This window comes from Nocardia sp. NPDC006982 (genome assembly GCF_042869435.1).
GTDB lineage: Bacteria > Actinomycetota > Actinomycetes > Mycobacteriales > Mycobacteriaceae > Nocardia.
The window spans coordinates 105,741-130,288 of sequence record NZ_JBIAFV010000013.1 but is presented as its reverse complement, the minus strand read 5'-3'; the positions used below and the strand labels follow the sequence as shown (position 1 = coordinate 130,288).

At 65.7% G+C, this 24,548-nt stretch carries 25 protein-coding genes and 1 riboswitch; of the genes, 15 read left to right on the top strand and 10 right to left on the bottom strand.

All coding sequences use genetic code 11. From position 1 onward, the window contains the following. Positions 1-53: 53 nt before the first annotated feature. On the bottom strand, positions 54-1,679 hold the full coding sequence (gene thiC, locus ACFYOW_RS36480) for a phosphomethylpyrimidine synthase ThiC (protein WP_387294605.1): 1,626 nt from the start codon (positions 1,677-1,679) through the stop codon (positions 54-56). Beyond that, positions 1,671-1,797: riboswitch (TPP riboswitch) on the bottom strand. (Overlaps the previous gene by 9 nt.) Positions 1,798-1,905: 108 nt before the next feature. On the opposite strand from thiC, the gene ACFYOW_RS36475 reads away from it, so the two are divergent. Continuing rightward, on the top strand, positions 1,906-2,100 hold the full coding sequence (locus ACFYOW_RS36475) for a hypothetical protein (RefSeq protein WP_387294604.1): 195 nt from the start codon (positions 1,906-1,908) through the stop codon (positions 2,098-2,100). On the opposite strand, the gene ACFYOW_RS36470 is transcribed toward ACFYOW_RS36475, so the two are convergent. Then, on the bottom strand, positions 2,093-2,575 hold the full coding sequence (locus tag ACFYOW_RS36470) for a VOC family protein (RefSeq protein ID WP_387294603.1): 483 nt from the start codon (positions 2,573-2,575) through the stop codon (positions 2,093-2,095). The genes ACFYOW_RS36475 and ACFYOW_RS36470 overlap by 8 nt on opposite strands. A gap of 67 nt (positions 2,576-2,642) precedes the next feature. Next, on the bottom strand, positions 2,643-3,050 hold the full coding sequence (locus tag ACFYOW_RS36465) for a hypothetical protein (RefSeq protein ID WP_387294602.1): 408 nt from the start codon (positions 3,048-3,050) through the stop codon (positions 2,643-2,645). A 58-nt stretch (positions 3,051-3,108) separates the two neighbouring features. Between ACFYOW_RS36465 and ACFYOW_RS36460 the strand changes: the two genes are divergently transcribed. After that, the gene (locus tag ACFYOW_RS36460; protein WP_387294601.1) at positions 3,109-3,570 is read left to right on the top strand and encodes a MarR family winged helix-turn-helix transcriptional regulator; all 462 of its coding nucleotides are present in this window, start codon (positions 3,109-3,111) and stop codon (positions 3,568-3,570) included. A 56-nt stretch (positions 3,571-3,626) separates the two neighbouring features. On the opposite strand, the gene ACFYOW_RS36455 is transcribed toward ACFYOW_RS36460, so the two are convergent. After that, positions 3,627-5,102: an MDR family MFS transporter gene (locus tag ACFYOW_RS36455; protein ID WP_387294600.1), complete on the bottom strand. Its 1,476-nt coding sequence runs from the start codon at positions 5,100-5,102 to the stop codon at positions 3,627-3,629. Positions 5,103-5,223: 121 nt separating this feature from the next. Between ACFYOW_RS36455 and ACFYOW_RS36450 the strand changes: the two genes are divergently transcribed. Together ACFYOW_RS36450 and ACFYOW_RS36445 are read left to right on the top strand one after the other, a co-directional pair. After that, entirely contained in the window at positions 5,224-5,793 is a 570-nt protein-coding gene (locus ACFYOW_RS36450) for a TetR/AcrR family transcriptional regulator (RefSeq protein ID WP_387294599.1), read from the top strand. Between the two features lie 363 nt (positions 5,794-6,156). Further along, a complete protein-coding gene (locus ACFYOW_RS36445) occupies positions 6,157-6,633 on the top strand; it encodes a DUF1772 domain-containing protein (RefSeq protein WP_387294598.1) in 477 nt (158 codons plus the stop codon). A 128-nt stretch (positions 6,634-6,761) separates the two neighbouring features. On the opposite strand, the gene ACFYOW_RS36440 is transcribed toward ACFYOW_RS36445, so the two are convergent. Beyond that, the gene (locus ACFYOW_RS36440; protein ID WP_387294597.1) at positions 6,762-7,319 is read right to left on the bottom strand and encodes a TetR/AcrR family transcriptional regulator; all 558 of its coding nucleotides are present in this window, start codon (positions 7,317-7,319) and stop codon (positions 6,762-6,764) included. Between the two features lie 39 nt (positions 7,320-7,358). On the opposite strand from ACFYOW_RS36440, the gene ACFYOW_RS36435 reads away from it, so the two are divergent. The 3 genes from ACFYOW_RS36435 to ACFYOW_RS36425 all read left to right on the top strand — a co-directional run bounded on the left by ACFYOW_RS36435 (position 7,359) and on the right by ACFYOW_RS36425 (position 11,226). Next, complete coding sequence (locus ACFYOW_RS36435; protein WP_387294596.1) at positions 7,359-8,603, top strand: KasA/KasB family beta-ketoacyl-ACP synthase; 1,245 nt, start codon at positions 7,359-7,361, stop codon at positions 8,601-8,603. Between the two features lie 81 nt (positions 8,604-8,684). Beyond that, positions 8,685-9,476, top strand: a complete 792-nt coding sequence (locus ACFYOW_RS36430; protein ID WP_387294595.1) for a thioesterase family protein — start codon at positions 8,685-8,687, stop codon at positions 9,474-9,476. A gap of 244 nt (positions 9,477-9,720) precedes the next feature. Continuing rightward, positions 9,721-11,226, top strand: a complete 1,506-nt coding sequence (locus tag ACFYOW_RS36425; RefSeq protein WP_387294594.1) for an SH3 domain-containing protein — start codon at positions 9,721-9,723, stop codon at positions 11,224-11,226. 28 nt (positions 11,227-11,254) lie between these two features. Here the strand turns inward: ACFYOW_RS36425 and ACFYOW_RS36420 are convergent, their stop codons facing one another. Further along, positions 11,255-11,662 (bottom strand): VOC family protein, encoded by a 408-nt coding sequence (locus ACFYOW_RS36420; RefSeq protein ID WP_387294593.1) that lies wholly within the window; start codon positions 11,660-11,662, stop codon positions 11,255-11,257. A gap of 65 nt (positions 11,663-11,727) precedes the next feature. Next, positions 11,728-12,381, bottom strand: a complete 654-nt coding sequence (locus ACFYOW_RS36415) for a TetR/AcrR family transcriptional regulator (RefSeq protein ID WP_387294592.1) — start codon at positions 12,379-12,381, stop codon at positions 11,728-11,730. A gap of 86 nt (positions 12,382-12,467) precedes the next feature. On the opposite strand from ACFYOW_RS36415, the gene ACFYOW_RS36410 reads away from it, so the two are divergent. Together ACFYOW_RS36410 and ACFYOW_RS36405 are read left to right on the top strand one after the other, a co-directional pair. Beyond that, a complete protein-coding gene (locus tag ACFYOW_RS36410; RefSeq protein ID WP_387294591.1) occupies positions 12,468-13,604 on the top strand; it encodes an epoxide hydrolase family protein in 1,137 nt (378 codons plus the stop codon). A gap of 247 nt (positions 13,605-13,851) precedes the next feature. Continuing rightward, a complete protein-coding gene (locus ACFYOW_RS36405; protein WP_387294590.1) occupies positions 13,852-14,475 on the top strand; it encodes an NAD(P)-dependent oxidoreductase in 624 nt (207 codons plus the stop codon). Between the two features lie 74 nt (positions 14,476-14,549). Here ACFYOW_RS36405 and ACFYOW_RS36400 read toward each other — a convergent pair whose 3' ends face one another. Then, on the bottom strand, positions 14,550-15,695 hold the full coding sequence (locus ACFYOW_RS36400) for a GTP-binding protein (protein WP_387294589.1): 1,146 nt from the start codon (positions 15,693-15,695) through the stop codon (positions 14,550-14,552). Positions 15,696-15,905: 210 nt separating this feature from the next. Between ACFYOW_RS36400 and thiD the strand changes: the two genes are divergently transcribed. Further along, entirely contained in the window at positions 15,906-16,748 is an 843-nt protein-coding gene (gene thiD, locus ACFYOW_RS36395) for a bifunctional hydroxymethylpyrimidine kinase/phosphomethylpyrimidine kinase (protein ID WP_387294734.1), read from the top strand. A gap of 212 nt (positions 16,749-16,960) precedes the next feature. Here thiD and ACFYOW_RS36390 read toward each other — a convergent pair whose 3' ends face one another. Beyond that, positions 16,961-17,605 carry a TetR/AcrR family transcriptional regulator gene (locus ACFYOW_RS36390; RefSeq protein ID WP_387294588.1) on the bottom strand — a complete coding sequence of 215 codons (645 nt, stop codon included), beginning with the start codon at positions 17,603-17,605 and terminating at the stop codon, positions 16,961-16,963. Positions 17,606-17,833: 228 nt separating this feature from the next. Here ACFYOW_RS36390 and ACFYOW_RS36385 point away from each other — a divergent pair, with 228 nt between their 5' ends. The 3 genes from ACFYOW_RS36385 to ACFYOW_RS36375 all read left to right on the top strand — a co-directional run bounded on the left by ACFYOW_RS36385 (position 17,834) and on the right by ACFYOW_RS36375 (position 21,867). Next, positions 17,834-18,472 carry an SAM-dependent methyltransferase gene (locus tag ACFYOW_RS36385; protein ID WP_387294587.1) on the top strand — a complete coding sequence of 213 codons (639 nt, stop codon included), beginning with the start codon at positions 17,834-17,836 and terminating at the stop codon, positions 18,470-18,472. Between the two features lie 69 nt (positions 18,473-18,541). Further along, a complete protein-coding gene (locus ACFYOW_RS36380) occupies positions 18,542-19,798 on the top strand; it encodes a bifunctional glycosyltransferase family 2/GtrA family protein (RefSeq protein ID WP_327094245.1) in 1,257 nt (418 codons plus the stop codon). Next, positions 19,795-21,867: an ArnT family glycosyltransferase gene (locus ACFYOW_RS36375; protein WP_387294586.1), complete on the top strand. Its 2,073-nt coding sequence runs from the start codon at positions 19,795-19,797 to the stop codon at positions 21,865-21,867. The genes ACFYOW_RS36380 and ACFYOW_RS36375 overlap by 4 nt, the downstream gene beginning before the upstream one ends. A gap of 123 nt (positions 21,868-21,990) precedes the next feature. On the opposite strand, the gene ACFYOW_RS36370 is transcribed toward ACFYOW_RS36375, so the two are convergent. After that, entirely contained in the window at positions 21,991-22,764 is a 774-nt protein-coding gene (locus ACFYOW_RS36370) for an SDR family oxidoreductase (RefSeq protein ID WP_387294585.1), read from the bottom strand. A gap of 216 nt (positions 22,765-22,980) precedes the next feature. Between ACFYOW_RS36370 and ACFYOW_RS36365 the strand changes: the two genes are divergently transcribed. Beyond that, positions 22,981-23,370 (top strand): hypothetical protein, encoded by a 390-nt coding sequence (locus ACFYOW_RS36365; protein ID WP_387294584.1) that lies wholly within the window; start codon positions 22,981-22,983, stop codon positions 23,368-23,370. A gap of 40 nt (positions 23,371-23,410) precedes the next feature. Next, the gene (locus ACFYOW_RS36360; protein ID WP_387294583.1) at positions 23,411-24,445 is read left to right on the top strand and encodes a hypothetical protein; all 1,035 of its coding nucleotides are present in this window, start codon (positions 23,411-23,413) and stop codon (positions 24,443-24,445) included. Positions 24,446-24,548: the final 103 nt, after the last annotated feature.

Sequence of the window (24,548 nt, the reverse complement as noted above, 5' to 3'; positions counted from 1 at the left end):
ACCTTCCAGAGAGAAGCCCCGGACCACTCGTTGGTCCGGGGCTATCGCCATTTTTACGACACGACCGGCAAATACACCTGTGCGCCGTGGTCGGCGAATTCGGCGGACTTCTCCGCCATACCGGCTTCGATCGCCTCGGTATCCGAAAGCCCCTGGCGCGCGGCGTATTCCCGCACGTCGGCGGAGATGCGCATGGAGCAGAACTTCGGTCCGCACATGGAGCAGAAGTGAGCGGTCTTGGCGGGTTCGGCGGGGAGGGTTTCGTCGTGGTACTCGCGGGCGGTATCCGGATCGAGGGAGAGGGCGAACTGGTCGCGCCAGCGGAATTCGAACCGCGCCTTGGACAACTCGTTATCCCGGTCCTGGGCGTGCGGATGGCCTTTGGCGAGGTCAGCGGCGTGCGCGGCGATCTTGTAGGTGATCACGCCGACCTTCACGTCGTCGCGGTTGGGCAGGCCAAGGTGCTCCTTTGGAGTGACATAGCAGAGCATCGCGGTGCCCGCCTGGGCGATGATGGCCGCGCCGATGGCCGAGGTGATGTGGTCGTAGGCGGGTGCGATATCGGTGGCGAGCGGGCCGAGGGTGTAGAACGGCGCCTCCTCGCACAACTCCTCCTCCAACCGCACGTTCTCCACGATCTTGTGCATCGGCACGTGACCCGGGCCCTCGATCATGACCTGCACGCCATGCGATTTCGCGATCTTGGTCAGCTCACCGAGGGTGCGCAGCTCGGCGAACTGGGCCTCGTCATTGGCATCGGCGATGGAGCCGGGGCGCAGGCCGTCACCGAGGGAGAAGGTCACGTCGTAGCGCGCGAGGATCTCGCAGAGTTCGGCGAAGTTGGTGTACAGGAACGACTCCTGATGATGCGCCAGACACCATGCGGCCATGATGGATCCGCCGCGCGAGACGATGCCGGTGACCCGCTTGGCGGTCAGCGGCACGTAGCGCAGCAGCACACCGGCGTGCACGGTCATATAGTCGACGCCCTGCTCGCACTGCTCGATCACGGTGTCGCGGTAGATTTCCCAGGTGAGCGCGGTCGGATCGCCGTTAACCTTCTCCAGCGCCTGATAGATCGGCACGGTGCCGACCGGCACGGGCGAGTTGCGCATGATCCATTCGCGCGTCTCGTGAATGTTCTTGCCGGTGGACAGATCCATGATGGTGTCCGCGCCCCAGCGGGTGGCCCACACCATCTTCTCCACCTCCTCCGCGATCGAGGAGGACACGGCCGAATTGCCGATATTGGCATTGATCTTCACCAGGAACTTCTTGCCGATAATGGTCGGCTCCAGCTCCGGATGCTTGTGGTTGGCCGGGATGACCGCGCGACCGGCGGCGACCTCGTCGCGCACCAGTTCCGGCGTGACGCCCTCGCGCGCGGCGATGAAGCGCATCTCGGGGGTGATGATGCCCTGCCGCGCCCAGGCCAGCTGGGTTGGCGGACCGTCGACCTCGGGCTTGGTCCAGCTATCGCGCAGCTTGGGTAGCCCGGCCTCGAGATCGATGGACGCCGCGGCGTCGGTGTACGGGCCCGAGGTGTCGTAGACGTCGAAGTGCTCGCCATTGGTCAGATTGATCCGACGCACCGGAATGCGCAGATCATCGACCTGCTGGTAGTGCTTGACGCTGCCTTCGATCGGACCGGTGGTCACGGAATCTACAGGTGTGCCCATGAATATCCTCCCTACGCCGGCATTACCCGGTCAGGTTCATACGGTCGACGGCCCTGAACGCCCGGATTGGGCTAGCCGTCCTCTCAGCCCGCTGGTGCGAGCCCCCGTTGGTGTGTGAAATTTTCCCGCCCGACGATACCTTTCCACGTCCGCGCCCCGCCGGGCGATCGGAGGAACATACAGCGAAGCGCCCGAGGCCCGACCAGGCGCCGGTACATTCCTCAGGGTGAAATTCATCCTGGAGGTAGATCTGGATGCCCTGCCCGACGGCTTGGCCGCGCCGGCCGATCTCGCCGATGAGCTCGGTCGGATCCTGCGCTATTGGGGCGGCAATATGAAGCACTACCAGATCACCGAGGGTGACAGCTCCGCGATCTACAACTCCGGATACCGCGAGGTCGGCTCCTGGCAGATCAGCTGATCTTGCCCTCGTAGGCGTCCCGCATGCCTTGCAGGTCGATCTTCTGCATACCGAGCATCGCCTGCATGGCGCGGTTCGCGGCCGCGCGGTTGGTACTCGTCAACAGGGTGTCGGCTTCGACGGGCCAGATCTGCCAGGGAATACCGTATTTATCGTTGAGCCAACCACATTCGATCGGCTGGCCGCCGTCGGCGAGCAGTGCCGTCCAGAGTCGGTCCACCTCGTCCTGGCTGTCGCAATTCACCAGCAGCGACATGGCGTGGGTGTAGTGGTAATCGCCGCCGCCGTTGATGGCGGTGAACTTCTGTCCGTTGAGTTCGAAATCGACGAGCATCGTCAGCCCGGCTTCGCGCGGACCCACCTCGGAGTAGGGCACGACATTGGTGATCTTCGAATCCTCGAACAACGAACAGTAGAACTCGGCGGCCTCCTCGGCCTGGGTGTCGTACCAGAGGTTCGTGACGATTTTCTGCATGGTGGTCCTCCCGATCGGTGTGCCTGTATTAGTGCCGACGGTGCTGGCGGACGGAATTCATCGCCCGTCAGTAGGACTGGAGCTCGATCAGGGTACCCGCTGGGTCGCGCAGGTGGGCTGTGCGCAGGTTCGGACCCCAGTTCGGTCGATCGGTCGCGGCGGCGGCCAGGGTCGCGCCGTTGCGCAGGCACAGGTCGAGGCTCGTGTCGACGTCGGGCACTCGGCAGACGAACATCACGGCATCTTGCGCGGGTGCGGCGGTGACGGGCAGATCGGTGGTGCCGACGACTTCGGACATCGCGCCGCGATCGAAGAGCACGAGTACCGCTTGGTCGTCGACATCCCAGTTCGCATAGGGGCCCGCCGCGGTGCCTTTGATCAGCTTCGCGCCGATGAGCTCCGGGAGGACGGCGTAGTAGAAGTCGAAGCATTCGGCGAAACGGGTGACGAGCAGTCTCTGGTACAGGGCGTCCACGCTGTCTCCTTATTAGTAGGTGTAACCCTATCGTAGGTTCCACCCTATAATTTGTCCCATGGACTCCGCGCGTGCACTTCCGCCGAGCCTGCTCGGCCTCGAGACCTACCTGCTGTCGCGGGTGGGCAAGGTCGCGCGGGGCCGGTTCGCCGATCGGCTTGCGGCGCGCGGGCTTCGGCTGTGGCATATGGCGGTACTCGCCGCGCTCGCCGATTTCGGGCCGCATGTGCAGCGCGATCTGGGCATTCGGCTCGATATCCATCCGAGCGATGTGGCGAAGATCGTCGACGAATTGGCAAGTGCCGGTCAGGTCGAACGCACCCGCGATCCCGCCGATCGCCGTCGAATGTCGGTGCGGATCACCAGGACCGGCCGGACCTTGTTGCGAGCCCTCGACAAGGAGGCGGGACAAGTACGCGACGAGATCCTGGCTCCGCTGCGTCAGCAGGAGCGAATCGCACTGGCGAACATGATGATTCGACTGTTCGAACACACGCATCCGGACACCGTGGCGGATTGATTCTCGACATGGCGCCTGCCCGATGCCAGCGCGATCGGGCAGGCACGATGGCCATTTCAGGCAGCGGCTTTGCTTTCGGGTTTGTCGATGGCAACCGGCTCGGGAGCCTTGCCGCGCAACGGAACTTCTTCGATGAACCAGGCGATCACAAAGCCGAGTGCGCAGATGGCGGCGGCGGCCAGGAAGACGCGCCCGGTGCCGGTGGCGAAGGCCGCGAGGTAGCCGTGTCCCTCGGTGGGCACATGGCCCTGTAGCGCCCTGGTGAACAGGGATCCGAAAGCCGCGACACCGATTGATCCGCCGAGTGTGCGAAACAGTGTGACCGCACCGGAGGCCGCGCCGATATTCGCCATTTCCACGCTGTTCTGCGCGACGGCGGTGGACAGCTGCATGGAGAAGCCGAGTCCGGTGCCCAGCAGCGTCATGGCGAAACCCGTTGTCAGACGGCCCGTTTCGGCGTCAAGTGTAGAGAGCAGTACTGCGCCCGCGGTCAGGAACAGCCCGCCGAGAATGAAGAAGATCTTGTACTTGCCGGTCGCGGTCATCCGCTTCCCGACGATCTGGGAGACCACCAGCAGCGGCAGCATCATCGGCAGCAGGAGCAGTCCTGAGTTCGCGGCCGAGGCGCCCTGCACCGTCTGCTGGAACAGCGGCAAATACAGCACCGATCCGAACATGATCACGCCGCCGACCAGGGCGGTCAGTGCGGCCAGGGTGAGATTGCGGGCGCGGAAGATCCCAAGCGGAATCACCGGGTCGACGGCCCGGCGTTCGATGACCAGGAATGCGGCCAAGGCAGCGACCGCGAGCACGACCAAGCCGATGATCTGCGCCGAGAGCCACGCGTAGTCGACACCGCCCCAGGTCGCGATCAGCACCAGGGCGGCGATCACGGTCGTCAGCGCGAGAATGCCCGCGTAGTCGATGGTCACCTTCCTGCGCGCGACGGGCAGTTCGAGCCGCCACCACGACCAGGCGAAGGCCACCAGCCCCAGCGGAATATTGATGTAGAAGGCCCAGCGCCAGTCGAGTCCGTCGGTGATCACACCGCCGAGCAGCGGTCCGCCGATGGTGCCGACGGCCATCGTGGTCGCGGTCATGCCCTGATACTTTCCGCGTTCGCGCGGCGGGACCAGCGCGCCGATGACGGCGAATGCGGTGACCGCGATACCACCCGCGCCGAGGCCCTGCAGTGCGCGGAAACCGATCAGCGCAGGCATGGACCAGGATGCGCCCGCCAGTACCGAGCCGATCAGGAACACGCCGATGGCACTGAGGAACACGGTCTTTCGGCTGTAGAGATCGCCGAGTTTCGCCCATACCGGCGTCGAGATCGCCGACAGCAGGGTGTAGGCGGTCACCACCCAGGCGACGTGGGACAGTCCGCCCAATTCGCGCACGATCGTCGGCATCGCGGTGCCGACGATCGCGTTGTCCAACATTGCCAGCAGCATCGCCAGCAGCACCCCGGCCAGTACCAATCGGATCTGTCGCGTGGGTGCGGTCTTCGTCTCGGTCATTTCTGCGGACATGGCCGCTCACCTCCTTCTCGGCAGCTCGGGGACTGCCGACCGCTTCAGAAAATCACAGTCGATACAAAAGTACAACTGCTCCGACTTTGGTGCGGATAGCCTAATCGAGTAGAGTTACCGCATGACCGCGACGACCGGGCGCAGGGAGCGCAAGAAGGCACAGACGCGGCAGGCCCTGGCCGATGCCGCGACACAGCTGTTCACCGAACGCGGATACGACAACGTCGGCGTCCGGGAGGTCGCCGAGGCGGCGGATGTATCGCTGAGCACGCTGTTCAAGCATTTCCCCAATAAGGAATCACTGGTCTTCGATCTGGACGCGGATATCGAGGCCGACCTGGTCGCGGCCGTCCGCGACCGAACCGCCGGGCAATCGGTCATCCACGCACTGCGCGACTACCTGATGCGCACCCGCACCGCGCGCAGCGACGATCCCGGAATCGTGGCCTTTCATCACCTCGTCGACTCGACGCCCGCGCTGCGCGAGTACGCACACCAGATGCTGCTGCGGCACGAATCCGCATTGGCGGCCGCGATCGCCGAGGCGACCGGCGTACCGGCTGGTGATCTCGCGGCCGCGGGACTCGCCCACTTCGCACTGGAAGCCGCCAAAGTCGCGAGCACCAGGGAAGATCCGGCGAGCGCGTTCCGCGAGTTGTTCGACCTGCTCGAAAACGGCTGGGGTCGATAACTTCCCGGTGACCCGAAACCCCTTGGGCACCAACCACACCGCCAGTACGGTGACGGTCGCGACGATGGCCGCCGAGCCGTACGAGGTGGTCATCAGGGCTGCGTCGCCCGCGATGCCGAGGATTTGAGCGCGCGTCGAAACATCCAGATCCGTCGCTATTTCCACCGCGCACCCACTGAGCCCCGCACCTTTTCCAGATCGGCACCGCGCAGCGGAATCCCGACGTCAGCGTTTCGGGCAATTCAGTTAACGACAACCGGGCCGATCGAAGCGACGGCATGCGGAATACCGGTAACGGTTGACTAAGAGTTCTAGCGTTGCTAGATTCTCTATCAACGCTACAAGCACAGAACGGAAGAGCTCATGATCACCACACTCATCCAGGTCGTCGCCATCGTCTCGGTCCTCGCGAACGCCGTCGTCTACGGCACCGATGCCTGCTTCGCACTGATCACGCGGTCGGTGTACGACAAGCTGGACGACCGGACCGTGACCATCTCGGCGGGTTGGGGGCACTACTACGGCGACCGCCGGATGCCGATCGTCGGGATCAGCGGTGTGGTAACCGCCGTTGCGGCAACGGCTCTCGCGGCGATCGGCGGCCACGCGGCAGCCGCGATCGCGGCGGGTATCGCCGTCGTGGCGCTGGTGACCTGGCTCGGCATCTACGTTCGCGTCGCGAAGCCGGTGAACACCCAGCAGACCGCCGCGGCGCACTCCGGCGTCATTCCGACGAATGCCCGTGCGCTGCAAGACAAGTGGAACAGCGTGATCAACGGCCGAGTGGCCCTGCAGTTCACCGCCATCGCCGCGCTCTGCGCCGCGATCGCCCTCGCCTGACGCGCCTCATCGAAACCCTGTGTCGGCCGCACCCGCAAGGTGCGGCCGACACAGGGTTTTCGCTTGCTCGATGGACCGGGGTTGTATCAACGCCGTCTTCGAAAGCGGCCTGCACCGAAATATGGTGCCTAGCGGATGGTTTGGTCGATCAACCTGCGCGCCGCCCGGTCGGTGCGCTCCACGTCACCGGTTATCAACCGATCCTGAATGATGCCGCGCAGCCCCGAAACCAATAGCGTAGCAACGGCTTCCGGATCATCGATGGATTCGATTCGGCGCAGCGCATCCGCGAGCGTCCCGATGAAGGTCGCGATCGCGGCATTCGCGTATTCGCCATAGGGGCTACCCGGCGCACAGGCCGCCCCCAGCACCTGTAGCAGCACCCGCACACTCGTCGTGGCCTCCCCCGCGATATTCACCGCACAGAATTGGCCGAGCCGCTCGCGCAGCGAAGCCGCATCGGAGACCCCCGCGAAAACCGCGGCGATATCCGGGCGCTGCGTAGTCAGCGCCTGTACCAGCAGTTCTTCCTTCGTGTTGAAGTAGTGGATCAGCATGCGCGAGCTGGTGCCGAGTTCGGCGGCGAGCGGGCGCAGCGACAGGTCACCGAGGCCGTGGGCAGCGATGTATTCGACGACGCCGGCCAGCAGGTCTGCGCGTTTCGCGTGGTCGAGTGGACGGGCCATGAGTTGACTGTAGCGATTGGTACAGGTATTCATGACATCGTGACTGTAACAATCGCTTCAGAAACTCGCCCGGCCGTCGTGGTCACCGCGGTCGCCGCGACCACCTCAATCGCCGATGACATCGACGAGACCTGGTCCGGACTGCTCGCCGGGCACAGCGGTATCGGCATGCTCGCCGACGATTTCGTGGCCGAATACGATCTGCCGGTCCGCATCGGCGGCAAGTTGAAGTCACGGCCGGGTGATCAGCTCACCCGCGTCGAACAGCGCCGCCACTCCTATGTCGAGCAGATGGCACTGGTGCTGGGCCGCAAGGTCTGGCGCAACGCGGGCGCACCCGAAGTCGAGGGTGAGCGGCTCGCGGTCGTCATCGGCACCGGGCTCGGCGGCGGCGATGCGCTGATCAATGCCGTCGATTCGATGCGCGGCGGCGGCTACCGGAAGGTTTCGCCGATGTCGGTGCCGATGGTCATGCCGAATGGTCCGGCCGCGACGGTCGGGCTCGAAATCGGTGCCAAGGCAGGGGTTTTCGCGCCCGTCTCGGCCTGTTCTTCCGGTTCGGAGGCGATCGCGCATGCCTGGCGGCTGATCACCACCGGCGAGGCGGATGTGGTGGTGGCCGGTGGCGTCGAGGGGCATATCGATGCGGTGCCGATCGCGAGTTTCGCCATGATGCGGGCGATGAGCACGCGCAATGACGAACCGGAGCGGGCATCGCGACCATTCGACCGGGATCGCGACGGGTTCGTCTTCGGCGAAGCGGGAGCACTGCTGGTGCTGGAGTCCGAGCGGCATGCGCGGGCGCGCGGTGCGCGGATTCACGGCCGGGTTTTGGGCGCGGGGATCACCTCGGACGCCTATCACATCGTCGCGTCGGAGCCGGAGGGCATCGGCGCGGCGCGCGCCATGCGCAAGGCGATATGCACTGCCGGACTGGAGGTTTCGGATATTCAGCACGTCAATGCGCACGCCACCTCGACATCGATCGGCGATGCGTCGGAAGCCAATGCCATCACCGCGGTGACGCCGGAGGCATCGGTCTACGCGCCCAAGTCCGCACTCGGCCATTCGATCGGCGCGGTCGGTGCGCTCGAATCCATCCTCACCATGCTGACGCTGCGCGACCAAATCGTCCCGCCCACATTGAATCTCGACAATCGGGACCTGGAGATCGACCTCGATATCGTGGCGGGCGCGCCCCGCGAGCAGCGCATCGACTTCGCGCTCAACAATTCGTTCGGCTTCGGCGGCCACAATGTCGCCCTGGCTTTCGGCCGGGTGTAGCGGTGGCTGCTCGTTGCCGCGAGGTAGCGTCGTAGCAGAATCGTTAACCGTACGAACAATCCAGCGGAACGGGACAACGACGTGGCCGACGCCTTCTACACCCCAGATCCGGCGAACCCGAATCGGTTCGTCTCGACCGAACTGACCCGCGGTCCGTGGTCACCCGACGCCCAGCACGCCGGACCACCGTCCGCGCTACTCGGGCACGCGATCGAACGCTGTGAGCCGCGGGCCGGATTCCAGGTCGGCCGGGTAGCGGTGGAAATCCTCGGCCCGGTTCCCTTGGAGCCGCTGACGGTGCAGACGCGGGTGGCCCGCCCCGGACGCAGTGTGGAGCTGATCGAAGCGACGCTGTCCACCGACCGCGGACCCGTCATGCGGGCGAACGCCTGGCGATTCAAACTCGCCGAGCCGGAGCTCGAACTGCCCGAACAGTTCCTGCCGACCGGCGCCCGTCCCGGACCGGATCAGGCGGTGCCGTCCCACTTTCCGTCGACCCAGCCCATCGGTTTCCACACCGGCATCGACTACCGCTTCGTGTCCGGTTCTTTCGCCGATCCCGGCCCGGCGATCTGCTGGATCCGGCTGAAGTATCCGATCGTCGCCGGTACCACGCCGAGTCCGCTGGAACGCACACTCGCCGCGGCGGATTCGGGCAACGGCGTCAGCCGGGTGCTGGATTGGAACCGATACCTGTTCATCAATACCGATCTCACGGTCACGCTGCACCGACAGCCGGTCGGCGAATGGGTCTGCCTGGACGCCGCCACCTATCCGCAACCGCACGGCATCGGCTTGGCCGAGTCCGCGCTCTTCGACGAGAAGGGCCCGCTCGGCCGCAGCACCCAAACCCTGTTCCTCGGCCCGCGCTAGCTCGGCTTCAACTCCCGCAGTCGAAGATCGGCCATGCGCACACGCCTGATGCGCGCCGTCGGATCTGGTTAACCGGCAGACCGGATCGATGGCGCGAGTGGTCCGAACTTCGCAGGTCGAGACCGCCGCTCGGCCTGTTGCTGAGCAATCGCCGCATGTGAAAACATAAAAGTGATTCGGTCGACCCGAGACGCCCACCGAGCCGCCTTCGCGCGGCCGATCCGGATGCGGGAAGGAGTCGACGATGTTGATGCGTTTCCGACTGGACCCGGACCAACTCGCCGCGGCCATGTCGATCGCCGGGCTGAAGCCGGGACCGCGCTCCGCGCTGCCGCTGACGACCCCGCCGTCCGACCCGGCGGCGGCGCTGCGAGACACCGGACTGCTCGAAACGGACGACCGACTCACCGGACCGGCGACCGGAGCACTGCGGATCGCCGCCGATCCCGCCCATACCACCGCCGTCACCGCCAACCGCGTAGGGCAGGACAACCGGACAGCGGCGCTGCTGCTGCGCGGGGACGAAGAAGGCACCTTCGTCATGCAGGCCGGGAGCGACGAGGACGGCTTCGATTTCACCGTTGTGCCGACGCTCGCCCAGGCCACCATGCTGGTCGACCAACTGCTCGATCTCACCGCCTACGGCCCCGGATTCGCGTCACCCCCGATCGATCTCGATCTCATCGCATTCGCCGCACTGCTCGCCGCCGCCGATGCCGCCCAAGAGGCCCGCCTGGCCGGGGTCCTGCGCCGAAACGTGGCGGCCGGACCGCTCGAGCTGCGAGCGCTCGAGCTGGAGGAGCAACTCGCCAAGGGGCTGGCCGCGGGCGACACTCGTTGGGCCTTGTCCGCCGCCCAGGGCGCCACACCGGTCTCACTCGCGGCGGCCGCCGGCCGGATGACGGAGGGACTGGCGCGGCTGGCGTCGCTGAGCCTTGTTCGACTGGAGGCGCTCGGCAGTTACCGATTCACCGATGCCGGGACCGCGGTGGCACGGTCATTCGGTCAACTGTTGACGACCGGGAGCCTTGCCGTAATGAACGGTGCGACAACGAAACAGGACGCGCTCGCCCATTTCACGGTGTTCCGTTCGACGTTCTCGACCCGGTTCGCGTGCTGGCGCGAGCTTGCGGCGCGCAATCCGCGTGCCGAATTGTTGGAGACCACAACCGAAGTCGCGCTCCGGCTGGTGCGCGATGTGCTGGATCCCGCGGTGGTCAAGCCGTTCGCCGGTGGCATACCGGCATTCGACGCGTCTGCCGCACCCACGGAAGCGGTGCCTGCGGTCGAGCGCGGCAGCACTCCGGCATTTCATCCGACCCACCAGGTGCCCGCCAACGGCATGCCCGCATGGGCCACTCCCGACTCGACCCGGCCGCCCGTCGCCCGCATCGAACCGCGCGTCGAACTCCAGATCCTCGATCGCTCCGGCGACTGGGCGCATATCGTCTGCAACAACGGCTGGACCGCATGGGTCGACGGCCGCGCCATCGAACCCCTTGCCGCCCTTTGGTACCCGACCCACCTGGTACCCGAGGGCGGATTGGACGCATGGGCCGCGCCCGACCCGAGCCTGGGCCCCATCACCAGCATCGATCCCGGCGTCGAACTCCAGATCCTCGGCCGCGCCGGGGATTGGGCGCATATCGCCTGCAACAACGGCTGGACCGCATGGGTCGACGGCCGCGCGATCCAACCCCTCGCCCGGCCCGGTGCACCCTGGACATCCACCGGCGACGGGCACGTCTGATGCCCCGGTCACGGACCACGGGAACGAGCTAGGGGCGTGTCGAAATCTGCTGGACCGCCCAGCCATTGCCGTCCGGATCGGCGAAGAAGCAGAAGCCGACATTGTCGAGCGGGTCGGGCACCTGCCGGGGATTGGTGCCGATCACCTGGACTTCGCTGACCTCGACGCCGCGCTCGACCAACTCGGCGTGGGCCGTGCGGATATCGGGGACGACGAGTTGCAGGCCCTGTATCGAGCCCGGCTCCATCTTCGGGACCGCACCCCTGCCGATCACGATGGAGCAGCCTGAACCGGGCGGGGTCAGTTGTACGAGGCGGATGTCGTCGCCGATCTCGATGTCATGGTCGAGGACGAAACCAAGCTTGTTCGAATAGAAGTCCTTGGCTCGGTCGATATCCGAGACCGGCACGATGACGACCTCGAGTGTCCAGTTCATGGCGATTCCCTTCGCTGCTGTGGACATGTTTGCCTGAAGGTGCAGACGTCGCGTCGCGGCCGAAATCATCGCTGACTGCGCGGTTCCCACCGCCACGCGAATTCACCCGCCTCCGGCGGCGGACCGGGCAGTTCGCCTTTTCCCGAGAGCCCCGCGATCAGCATGGCGAGCACGCGTCTGCGCAGTTCAGCGGTTCGGGCCGGGTCCGGCATGGCAACGGCCGCACATGCTTCCAGGACGAGACCGAGGTCGTTGGCATTGGCATCCGCGCGCAGCCGACCGGAGGCGTGCGCCCGCCGGACCAGTTCCTCGGTGACCTCACCCGAATGCATGACGTCCGGCAGCATCGACTCGTCCGGAGTGAAAGTGCCCGCCAAATGCACGGTCAACGAGTGCACATCCGCGTCGACCACGCGTTCCAGAAATCCGACCAGACCGCGCCACCCGTCCGAATCCTCCAGTGCGGCATCGGCTTCGGCGTTGTAGCGGCGTAGGCCCTCGTGGCAGAGGGTGCGCAACAGCACGTCTTTGCTCGGGTAGCGGCGGTAGAGGGCGCTGATGCCCACTCCGGCTCGCTCGGCGACGGCGGCGATGGGGGCGTTGGCGTCGGTGAGGAAGACCGCGCGGGCCGCCTCGAGGATGAGCCCGTCGTTGCGGGCGGCCTGCGCCTTGCGGCCGGGCAGACCCTTCTGAGCTGGGGCATCGGATGACTTCGGCATGAGTTCAGATTAGCACTTGAAACGGAATGATCCGTTCTGATACTATTCAAACAGAACGAAGCATTCCGTTTCGCAAGGAGTTAGAGATGACCACCATCACCCCCTTCACCATCGACGTCCCGCAGGCAAAGCTCGACGACCTGGCCGACCGGCTGTCCCGGGCCCTCTACCCGAACGAATTGCCCGGCGTCGGCGACGCCTACGGCGTGCCGAACGAGCGGGTGCGGGATCTCGCCGAGTACTGGCTGGAACGCTTCGACTGGCGCGCGCTGGAGGCGAAGCTGAACTCCTACCCGCAGTTCACCACCGAGATCGACGGCGAAGATATCCACTTCATGCACATCAGGTCCTCCCGGCCGGATGCGCTGCCGGTGGTCCTGACCCACGGCTGGCCGGGTTCGGTGCTCGAATACCTCGATGTCATCGCGCCGCTGACCGAACCGGAATCCGCCGATGAGCCCGCCTTCCACCTGGTCATCCCGTCGCTGCCGGGATTCGGATTCTCCGGGCCGACCCGCAGCACCGGATGGGGCACCGTCCGCACCGCCGCGGCCTGGGCGGAGCTGATGGGCCGACTTGGCTACGCGCGCTACGGTGCCATCGGCAACGACGGTGGCTCGATGGTCTCACCGGAGATCGGCCGGCTGGATTCCGATCATGTCGTCGGAGTGCATGTGACGCAGCTGTTTTCGTTCCCGTCCGGTGATCCATCGGAGTTCGAGGGACTGTCCGAGGAGGATATGGCGGCGCTGCAGCACCTGCAGTGGTTCCACGAGAACAAGATGGCCTTCAACGCCTTGCACAGCCAGCAGCCGCAGACGCTGGCGTTCGCGCTGGCCGATTCGCCGGTCGGATTGCTCGGCTGGAATGCGCAACTGTTCGGCGAAAGCCTCGACGAGGAGTTCGTGATCGGCAATGTGGCCATCTACTGGCTGACCGGAACGGCCGGGTCGTCGCTGCGGTTCTACTACGAGAACGCGCACATCACGCAGCAGCCGAGTGGACCGACCACGGTGCCGACCGGATTGGCGATGTTCAAGGGTGATTTCCAGTCGATTCGCCGGTTCGCCGAGCGCGATCACAGCAACATCGTCAGCTGGAATTCTTACGACGTCGGCTCCGTCCAAGGTGGCCCGAACGACGCGGCCGGACACTACGCCGCGCATGAGGCACCGCAGGTGATCGTCGCCGATATCCGACAGTTCTTCGCCAAGCTCGGCTGAGCACACACAGCGCAACGGCCCGCATCCGTTTTCCGGACGCGGGCCGTTGCGCGTTTCCCGGCAGAGACCCTCTCGTATGTCTTCGAGACGCACGGCCATGGTTCGTCTCGTTCTCCGTTGATGTACTGGATTCACCAACAGTGCAACAGTTTTCAACACCAGCGGTGCGAGCGTCAGGCCCGGAGGCGGCAGCCTGCGTAACCACGTAGGGCCCGGGAGCACCGCAAATTCAACACAGGAGAACATCATGCGTATCGCAGTTTTTGGAGCCACCAGCACCGTCGGCCGGCTGGTCGTCGAGCAGGCGCTCGAGCAGGGGCACGAGGTCACCGCCTTCACTCGCAATGCGGCCGGTGTCGGGCAGCGGCACGAGCGGTTGCACATCGTCGAGGGCGATGTGCTGGATACGAATTCGGTGGAGCGGGCCGTTGCCGGGCAGGACGCGGTGCTGATCTCGCTGGGTGCGGGCCGTAAGGGTGTCATCCGGGCCGAAGGCACCCGCGCGGTGCTCGAGGCGATGGACCGGACCGGCGTCAAGCGCCTGATCTGCCAGACCACCCTGGGTGTCGGCGACAGCCGCGGCAACCTGAACTTCCTCTGGAAGTACGTGATGTTCGGGATGCTGCTGCGTGAGGCCTACGCCGACCACGTCAAGCAGGAAGAGTACGTCAAGGCCAGCAACCTCGACTGGACCATCGTCCGCCCGAGCGCCTTCACCGACGGCCCCCGCACCGACGCCTACCGCCAAGGCTTCCCCGCCGACACCAAAGGCCTCTCCCTCAAAATCGCCCGAGCCGACATAGCCGCCTTCATGCTCACCCAACTCACCGACCCCACCTACACCCACCAGGCCCCCGCCATCTCCAACTAGTGGCCGAGAATGCGGTGGTGGAGGGGCGCTCTCGACGTTTGCCTGCGGGGATGCATGGTGATCGGTCGTCCAGGTCAGTGCTGGTGGAGAGTGCCCCAGGTGGGGAAGGGGTCGGGGTAGGTGGTCCAGGTGGTGGGGCCCGCGCTGAGTTCGTCTTCGGTGAGGAGGGCGGTGTCGAGGAGGGCGCGGACGTGGGTGGTGTCGAGTTTTATGCCGATGAAGACGATTTCCTGGCCGGCGGGGACTTCGAGGGCGGACCACCAGGCGGCGGGTTCGAAGGTGAGGTTGGGACCGGCTTGGGACCAGATTGCGGCGAGGTCGGGGCGGCTGGCGAGCCAGCAGAAACCCTTGCTGCGCAACATGCCTCGGAGTTGAGTGAGGGCGTCGGCGAGGCGCTCGGGGTGGAAGGGGCGGTCGGCGGTGTAGGTGAGGCTGCGGATGCCGTATTCCTCGGTTTCCGGGGTGTGACCGCCCGCCAGTTCCTCGGCCCAGCCATCGGATTCCGCGGCGACAACGGGGTTGTAGCGGCCGGTCGCGAGCACCTCCGCGAGATCCACCGCTCCCTTCTCGGTGCGCAGCACATGGGCGCGTGGATTGAGCCGTCGCACAGTGGCTTCCACGGTTCCGGCGGCATTGGCGCTGACCAGGTCGGTCTTGTTGATCAGCAGGACATCGGCGAATTCGACCTGATCGACAAGCAAGTCGGCGATGGTGCGCGTATCGCCTTCGCCCGCTTCGAGATTGCGCTCGGCGAGGGCCTGCCCGCGGGCGATTTCGGCGAGGAAGGTGGCGGCGTCCACCACGGTGACCATGGTGTCCAGGCGGGCGATATCGCCGAGTTTGAAGCCGTCCTCGAATTCCCAGTCGAAGGTCGCGGCGACCGGCATCGGCTCGGAGATGCCAGTGGATTCGATGACCAGCTGATCGAAGCGGTCCGCGCGGGCGAGCCTGCCGACCGCCTCGATCAGATCCTCGCGCAGCGTGCAGCAGATGCAGCCATTGGTCAGTTCGACCAGCTTCTCCTCGGTGCGGTCCAGGTGTCCCTGCCCGGCGACGAGCGCGGCATCGATATTGACCTCGCTCATGTCATTGACGATGACCGCGACGCGGCGACCGTCGCGATTGGCCAGGATGTGGTTGAGCAGGGTCGTCTTGCCCGCGCCGAGGAAGCCGGAGAGCACGGTGACGGGCAGCAGGTCAGGGGTCGATGAAGTGGTCACACCTTAACGATAATGGTTTTCATTTAGTTGCGTTCACGCGGCTGCGGATTTCACCACCGCCGACGACATTGCGGCTGTCGCCATTGGTTGGCGGAAACCAATGGAAGGTGAGGGACATTCGTGCGATCCAACGCGGGGGCCGTTGCACTGCACAGGTATGTGATCGGGCAGATCGGAATGGTCGGGCCGACGCTGAGTAGGGTCTGGGATGTGAAATTCCTGCCGCTCGTGCCCGACGGGCAGACCCCGGTTCGCGTCCTCACTATCGCCGGGACCGATTCCGGCGGCGGCGCGGGTATTCAGGCCGATTCGCGGACCATGGCCCTGTGCGGGGTGCACGCATGTGTGGCGGTGGCCGCGGTGACGGTGCAGAACTCGGTCGGGGTGAGCGGGTTCCACGAGATTCCGCCGCAGGTCGTGGCCGATCAGGTACGCGCGGTCGTCGGGGATATCGGGGTCGCAGCGGCCAAGACCGGAATGCTGGCCTCGACCGCGATCATCGAGTCGGTCGCGGCGGTATGTCAGGAAGTCGGGATCGGGCGGGATCGGACGCCGCTGGTGGTCGATCCGGTCGCGGCATCCATGCACGGCGATCCGCTGCTGCACGAGGAGGCCCTGGACGCCGTGCGGCACACGCTGATTCCGCTGGCCACGGTGGTGACACCGAATCTCGACGAGGTGCGGCTGATCACCGGGATCGAGGTTATCGACGATGCCTCGGCGCGGAAGGCGGCGGAGGCGCTGCACAAGCTGGGAGCGCAATGGGCGATCGTCAAGGGCGGCCATCTGCGGTCCTCGACGGTGAGCACCGACCTGCTCTTCGACGGCGATCGCTTCCTCGAGTTCACCGCGCCGCGGATCACCACCGGCAACGACCACGGCGGCGGCGACACCTTGGCCGCGGCCATCGCATGCGCACTCGCCAATGGTTACTCGGTCCCGGATGCCGTCGAATTCGCCAAGGACTGGACCTACCGCTGCCTGGCCGCCTCCTACGACCTCGGCGCAGGTCACGGCCCCGTTTCCCCGTTATGGCGGCTGTCCGCCTCCTGACCCACGGCGCACCGCTGTACCAGGTGTGCCGCCGTCACTGGCCGTGGACTTCGGTGGTGCCAGTGGGTTCCGAAACTTGTCGGTGGGTGGGGTCATACTGTGGGCATCGCAGACACCGTTGGCCTCGATGATGCGGTTGACGAGAACGATGGGGTTCGAAGTGGATGCGGGAGCCGACCGCTAATGGCGCGCTCGCGGTCGGTGCGTACAAGTCAGTCGCTGGAGAACGCGAGGTGCAGCGGCTGGTCCGGGTCCATGCGGATGCCGTTCAGTCGCGCATTGGCCTCGGCCAGTGCGGAGATGATCTCGGCCAGGTAGGCGACGAACTTTTCGATCGGCATGGTGTGTGCCTGTAGCCGGTTCGCACCGAGCCACCAGTCGGTGGCCGAGGCCACCGCACCGAATACCGAATAGTTGACGAGTTCCACACTGGACACCTCGACGGATTTGTCGGCGAGCAGTCCGGTGAACAGATCCGCGGCCCGCTTGGCCGATTGCCGAGCCGACTGCAGCGCCCGCTCGGATTCATCGGCCCGCTGCGTGAAGTGGCTGTGCAGCATGAACCGGAAAACGTTGGGGTGCTCGGAAACCACGAGCACATATTCGGCCGCGCCGCGCCGAATCAACTCCCGCGCAGAATCATTCGTCAGATCGGCGCTGGAAACGATCCGCTCCCACAGCATGTCGCGAACCCGGTCGACGATCGCGTTGTACAAATCGGTCTTATCCTCGAAGTGCCGATAGAGTTTGGGCTTGGCAGCCCCGGCCTCCTTCGCGATGTCGCCCATGCTCACCTCGGGTCCGAACTTGTCCAGCGCCCGAAACGCCGCATCGACGAATTCCGCCCGAACCTTCACCCGATGCTCCCGCCACCGCTCGGTCCGAGCATCGACCCGCCTGGGCGTCCCCGCATCCACTCCCCGCCCACTGCGCATCACAAATCCGACCGTACCAATACCTGCACCCGACCTAGGTAGACGCGGTTGCCGAAACGGCAACAAAGTTGGCGCTGTCACGGACCCTGCGTACATCATGCGAACAGGGTCGATGGACCGAGATACGCGACTTCGATGGGAGAACGACGCATGACCGAGAGCACCGCTTCTGGCAACACCCAGGAGTTCTGGGAGGGGTTCTATCAGGATCGGGATCAGGTGTGGACCGGGAATCCCAATCCGTTGTTGGTGCGGGAGGCCGTGGAGCTCGAGCCGGGGACCGCATTGGACCTCGGATGCGGTGAGGGCGCGGACGCTGTTTGGCTTGCGGGGCTGGGGTGGCGCGTGACCGCGGTCGATGTGTCCCCGACAGCGCTGCGACGTGCGGCTGCACATGCCGACGAGGCGGGCGTCGGGGAGCGCATCACATTCGCGGAACATGATCTGGCGCAATCGTTTCCGGACGGCGAGTTCGATCTGGTTTCGGCGCAGTTCTTTCATTCGCCGGTGGCGCAGGACCAGGAGCGGACGAAGGTTCTGCGGCGGGCCGCCGAGGCGGTGGGCGTCGGCGGGGTCTTGTTGATTGCGGGGCATGCGGGATGGCCGTCGTTTGTCGAGGATCGGCATGACGTGCACTTTCCGACGATGGATGAGGTGCTCGACGAGCTGGCTCTCGGGCCGGACTGGAACGTGGAGACCAAGGATGCGGTCGAGCGGGAAGTCACGTGGCCGGAGGGGCAGGTGGGGCTGCGTACCGATACCGTGTTACGGATTCGGCGAGTGCGGTAGCCGCAGTCCCCAGGAACCTCACAGGTAGAGCCCAGCTAGGGTCCAGCGCGGTTCGCGAGGGTAGTCACCATGACCGAATCGACGACCGCCGCGCACCGGGCGGAAATGACCGAAACGGTGATCACGCCCGTGCTGGACGTCGTGATCCCCGTCTACAACGAAGAGGCCGACCTGGGTGTCTGCGTGCGGCGGTTGCACGCCTACTTGCGCGACGGGTTCCCGTTCCCGGCGCGGATCACCGTAGCCGACAATGCGAGCACCGACGACACCATGCAGGTCGCGCAGTTGCTCGCCGATGAACTCGATGACGTGCGGGTCGTGCACCTCGACGCCAAGGGCCGCGGCCGCGCACTGCGCGCGGTGTGGGAGCACTCCGACGCCCAGGTCGTCGCCTACATGGACGTGGATCTGTCCACCGACCTCAATGCGCTGCTGCCCCTGGTCGCGCCGCTGATCTCGGGCCACTCCGATCTGGCCATCGGCACCCGGCTCGACGCGGCGTCGCGAGTCGTGCGCGGACCCAAGCGCGAAATCATCTCGCGCTGCTACAACCTGATTCTGAAAGCCTCACTGCAGGCGCGCTTTTCGGATGCGCAGTGCGGGTTCAAGGCGATGCGCACCGATGTGGCGCGGCGGCTGCTGCCGTTGGTGGAGGACGGTGAATGGTTCTTCGACACCGAGCTCTTGGTACTCGCCGAGCGGGCCGGGCTGCGCATCCACGAGGTGCCGGTCGACTGGATCGACGATCCGGACAGCCGCGTCGACATCATCGATACCGCGCGCAAGGATCTGCTCGGCGTGTGGCGACTGCTGCGCGGACTGACGACCGGTGCGCTGCCGTTGGACGAGCTGCGTCGCTCGGTCGGTCGTGAACCACTGGTTCCCGGTGTGCCGTTGGGGATGGTCGGGCAGGTGGTGCGGTTCGCGATAGTCGGCGTCATCTCCACGCTCGCTTATATGCTGCTGTACCTGGTGTTGCAGCCCATGACCGGCGCGCAGGTCGCGAACTTCGTCGCGCTGCTGATCACCGCGGTCGGCAATACCGCCGCCAACCGCGCCTTCACCTTCGGGGTGCGTGGGTCGAATGGCGTTGTGTCACACCAATTCCAAGGCCTGCTGATCTTCGGCTTCGGCTTATTGGTCACCAGCGGATCGTTGTTCGCCCTGCACCGTTGGGCACCCGACGCCGCCGTTCATCTGGAATTGTTCGTACTCGTGGTCGCCAATCTCATTGCCACGCTGATCCGATTCGTCGGCCTGCGCTGGGTCTTCCGTAACCCGACCGCCACCCGCACGGCACTGGTCACCGAGGGCGGACAGCAGTGACGGCTACGCTCACGCCACCGTCGACAGCGGTACCGCCGCAGGCGCGCCCCGAGCGCGAGAGCGGCTGGGAATACCCGGCATTGGCGGTACTGCTGCTCGGCACCGGAATCGCCTACCTGTGCAACCTCAGTGCCAGCGGGTGGGCGAATTCCTTCTATTCCGCCGCGGTACAGGCGGGTTCGGAGTCCTGGAAGGCCTTCTTCTTCGGCTCCTCGGATGCGGCCAACTCGATCACCGTCGATAAACCACCGGCCTCACTGTGGCTTATGGAACTGTCGGTGCGGGCGTTCGGACTGAATTCCTGGAGCATCCTGGTTCCGGAAGTCCTGCTCGGCGTCGCCTCGGTGGCGCTGGTGTGGGCGACGGTGCGCAGGCCCTTCGGCCCGGCGGCCGGGCTCATCGCCGGACTGGCGCTCGCGGTGACACCCGTCGCCGCACTGATGTTCCGGTTCAACAACCCGGATGCGCTGCTGGTATTCCTGATGATCGCGGCGGCCTGGGCGATGACCAGGGCGGTCGAGGACGGGCGCACCCGCTGGCTGGTACTCACCGGCGTCTTCATCGGATTCGGATTCCTCACCAAGCAGTTGCAGGTGCTGCTGGTAGTGCCGACACTGGCGCTGACCTATCTGTTCGCCGGTCCGCCCAAACTCGGCAAGCGGATCCTGCAGCTGCTCGCGGCGGGCTTGTCGATGATCGTCGCGGCCGGCTGGTGGCTGCTCGCGGTCGAACTCTGGCCGGCTTCTTCGCGACCGTGGATCGGTGGGTCGCAAAACAATTCCATTGTTGAACTCACTCTCGGCTACAACGGTCTCGGTCGTTTGAACGGCAATGAACACGGCAGCGTCATCCCTGGTGGTGGCGATATGCCGCGCGGTGGCGGCGGCGGCGGTGGCGGCATGTGGGGCAGCACCGGCATCACCCGGATGTTCGAACCGGCGCAGGGCGGTCAGATCGCCTGGCTCATCCCCGCCGCATTGGTCGCACTGGTAGCGGGAATTCTGTTGCGCGGCAAGGCTGCTCGCGCCGATGGAAGGCGCGCGGCGCTGATCCTGTGGGGCGGTTGGCTGCTGGTGACCGGGTTGACCTTCAGCTTCATGGCGGGCATCTTCCACCAGTACTACACGGTGGCGCTGGCTCCGGCGGTCGCCGCATTGGTCGGTATCGGCGCGGTGCAGCTGTGGCGGGATCGGCACCGGCTGTGGGTCCGGTTGTTCGCGGGGCTCGCGGTCGGCCTGACCACCGCGACGTCATGGATGTTGTTGTCGCGCAGCTCGAGCTTCGTGCCGTGGTTGCGCTGGGCGGTGCTGGTGGTCGGTGTGCTCGCGACCATCGCGGTACTGCTGCCCGCACCGCGGAAGGTGGCACTGGTCGCGGCATTGGCCGCCGCATTCACCGGATTCGCCGGGCCCGTCGCGTATTCCGCCCAGACCGTTTCGACCGGACACGAGGGCGGGATCCCGTCGGCCGGACCGAATGTCGGGATGTTCGGGATGTTCGGGCATCGTCCCGGCGACGAGGGCGGCTTCGGTGGCCCAGGCGGCTTCGGGGGGCCAGGCGGTCCCGGCGGCGGTATGCCCGGTGGACGAAGCACTGACGGCCGCAATACGAATGGCGCTCAGGGTCGAGAAGCCAACATGCAAGGCAGCAACGAGGCCGCGGGCAATCCGATGATGGGCGGCCCCGCCGGTGGTCTGCTCGGCGCGAGCAGGCCGAGCGAGAAGGTCATCACGCTATTGGAAAACAATGGCTCCGACTACACCTGGGTCGCCGCGGCCACCGGCTCCAACAGTGCCGCCGGCTTCCAGCTGGCCACCGAACTGCCGGTCATGCCGGTCGGCGGCTTCAACGGCAGCGATCCCTCGCCGACCTTGGATCAGTTCAAGCAGTATGTCGCCGACGGAAAGATCCACTACTTCATCGGCAGTGGCAGTCGCGGCGGCGAGGATGGCGGTTTCGGTTTCGGCCGCTCCGGCACCAGCAGCGAGATCAGCAAGTGGGTGGAAGAGAATTTCACCGCGGCCGAAGTCGACGGCATCACCCTGTACGACCTGACCGCCGCCCACTGATCCACTGTGTCGGGATCCGCACCCCTGTGGGAAACCGCATCGGGTCCGGATCCCGACAACCAGTGCGGGGCCGGCGCGCAAAGCAATTCGCCCGGTGCGTGTGCCCCGGGCGATTGCTTTGGGTCAGGCGTACGTCGTTTCGAGCCACTCGGCGAACGTCGGACCCGCCAACTTCGCGTGCGCACCCGGCAGCAGGCCACCGTTCTCGAACTGCTCACGATCCGGGTTCGCCTCATCACTCGACTCGATCACCTGGGCAGGCGCACCGAGCTTCGCCGCGAGCAGGCCGGCCGCACCCGCCATGGTCTCCGGCTGCGGACCCGCGATCTCGGGGAACGGCCCGTCGAACGACTCCGGCGCGGGATGCACCGCCAACTCCACCAGCGCCTCGGCCACCGCACGTGCGGCGACCAACTGGGTGCGCATCTTCGGCAGGTAGGCAACCTCGCCCTGGGTCCCCCACTGCATCATCACCTCGACCAACTCGTGGAACTGCGCGGCCCGCAGAATCTGCACCGGCAGCGGCCCTTCCAGCAGCGCGGCCTCATGCGCCAGCTTCGCGGCGTTGTATCCGGCGAGCGATCCATCGATGCCGATGATGGACACCACGACCAACCGCTCGACACCGGCCTTCCGCCCCGCCTCGTGCAGGTTGCGCGCCGCGGCCCGGAAGAATTCGGTCGCGATGGTCTGGTCCGCGGACGGCGTGCTGGACGCGTCGATGACGACATCCACACCGTCGAGCGCTTCCACGAGCCCGACGCCGGTCTCGATGTCCACACCGTTGGCCCGGGAGAATGCGACGACCTCGTGCCCCTGCTCGTTCAGCACGTCCACGACGTGGCGGCCGAGCCGTCCGGTCGCTCCGGCAACCGCGATCTTCTTGGTATTCGACATGATTCCCGCTCCTGTTTTCGCTGCGCTGTTCCGCTTTCACAGTGAGGACGACGCAGGGCGCGCGAGTGTGACATGCCGTTTCGGACCGTTCCTCGAGATCCCTTTACCTGCTTCCTCGAAATCCTCTTAATGTGGCATTCATTCGAAACCCTTTCGCACGCCGCGAACTCCGGGAATGATGATCCAGTTGCGCCAACTCCGACCATCAGGAAAAACGTGAGAAGCATTTCGAGATTCGTCCTAACCGTCATCGGCGCACTCGTCGCCATCGCGCTCACCGTCGGCTTCGCCTCGACCGCGTCGGCCGCACCGGGTGAAGCGCCTCAACCGACCGCACCGGTCGCGACCGCGCCGATCGCCGCGGCAGCCGAACCGACTCCGCAGGCCGACCTCATCGGGCAGTGCCTGGCGCCGGGCGACACCATCGAAGTCAGGACACTGGTCGGCGGTCTGGTCGGCGCCACCATCGGCGGTATCGCGGGCCTGCCCCTTTTCTTTGTCGGCGCGATTCCGGGACTGGTCATCGGTGGGCTCCTCGGCGTCCTCATCGGTTCCACCTCCTACGCGGTCGACGAGGGCCACATGCAGCAGGCGGGACTCTGCTGACAGCGAATTCCCTTTAGTGGCAAGCTGTTAGCGTGCGCGTATGCGTTCGACCACCGATCGATTCATCGACGCCGTATTCGATTTCGAGAGCGCGGTGCACGCGCAGGACTCGCAGGCTCAGCAGCAAGCTCACTCGGAACTGCATCGCTGCTACCAATCAGCGACTCCGGACGAGCTTGCGCAGGGCGGGAAGCGGCTCGCCGAGCTGCTACCCGATGTGCCGACGGGACCGCGAGCGAATATCGCGGTCCTCATCGGCGCGTGCGTCGAGGGCGGTGCGGATCCTGTGGCTTGCGCACCCGGCGTGCTGGCGAATCTCGCGATAACACTCGGCGGCGCAAAGGAATTCGCCGAAAAGTGGACGGCGGCGGCCGATGGCGTCGACGTGCCCGACCCCGAACAGTTCGAGCTGGACCCGGACCTGTTCGAAATCTTCGGATTCGACCAGACGCTGGCGTGGTGGACGCTGGACCTCTGGAGCCGTGCGGGTCTGGCCATGTTGCAGCACAGGGAAGTTCGACAGAAGTTCGGACACTCCGGCCGCGAGATCATCCGGGAGCGGCACGACGCACTCGGCGAAATCTCCGACCGGTGGGACAAATGCCTCGGTTATGCGCTGATCGTGCTGGACGACGAGCCGGTCATCGTGCTGCACCGTGAGACCGGCACCGGCTACGCCATGCGAATGACCGGCATCGGCGACAACTTCCAATTGCACACCCTGGTCGCCCACGCCCTCATCGGCGGCGGACATATTCCGGGTGAGGCACCGGCGGCGGAGGCGGTCGCCATGTGCCGCGATATGCCCGGCATGGTGCACACCACCGGATCGTTCAATCTGGTTGCGCCGGACGGCAGCTGGATCTGGAACGAGGGCACGCCTTCCGATATTCCGGTGGTCGACGGCACCCGCCTGCTGGTGCTGGATCCGCCGCCGTACCAACGCACTTGGCCCGCGGGACGCTTCTTCCCGCATATGGTCGGTGACCTGACGCTGGAGCGGGTGCTCACCGCGGACGAGACGGCCGCCTGGTTCCGGCATGTGTCGCCGGCGAAGGATTCGAACCAGGACTAGCGGCTCACGCCTAGCGCTCCCAACGAATCGGCCCTGCCCGGCAACTCAGCCCTACCCGGCAACTCAGTCAGCCCCGCCCAGCAAACCAGCTCCGGCCCGGCAG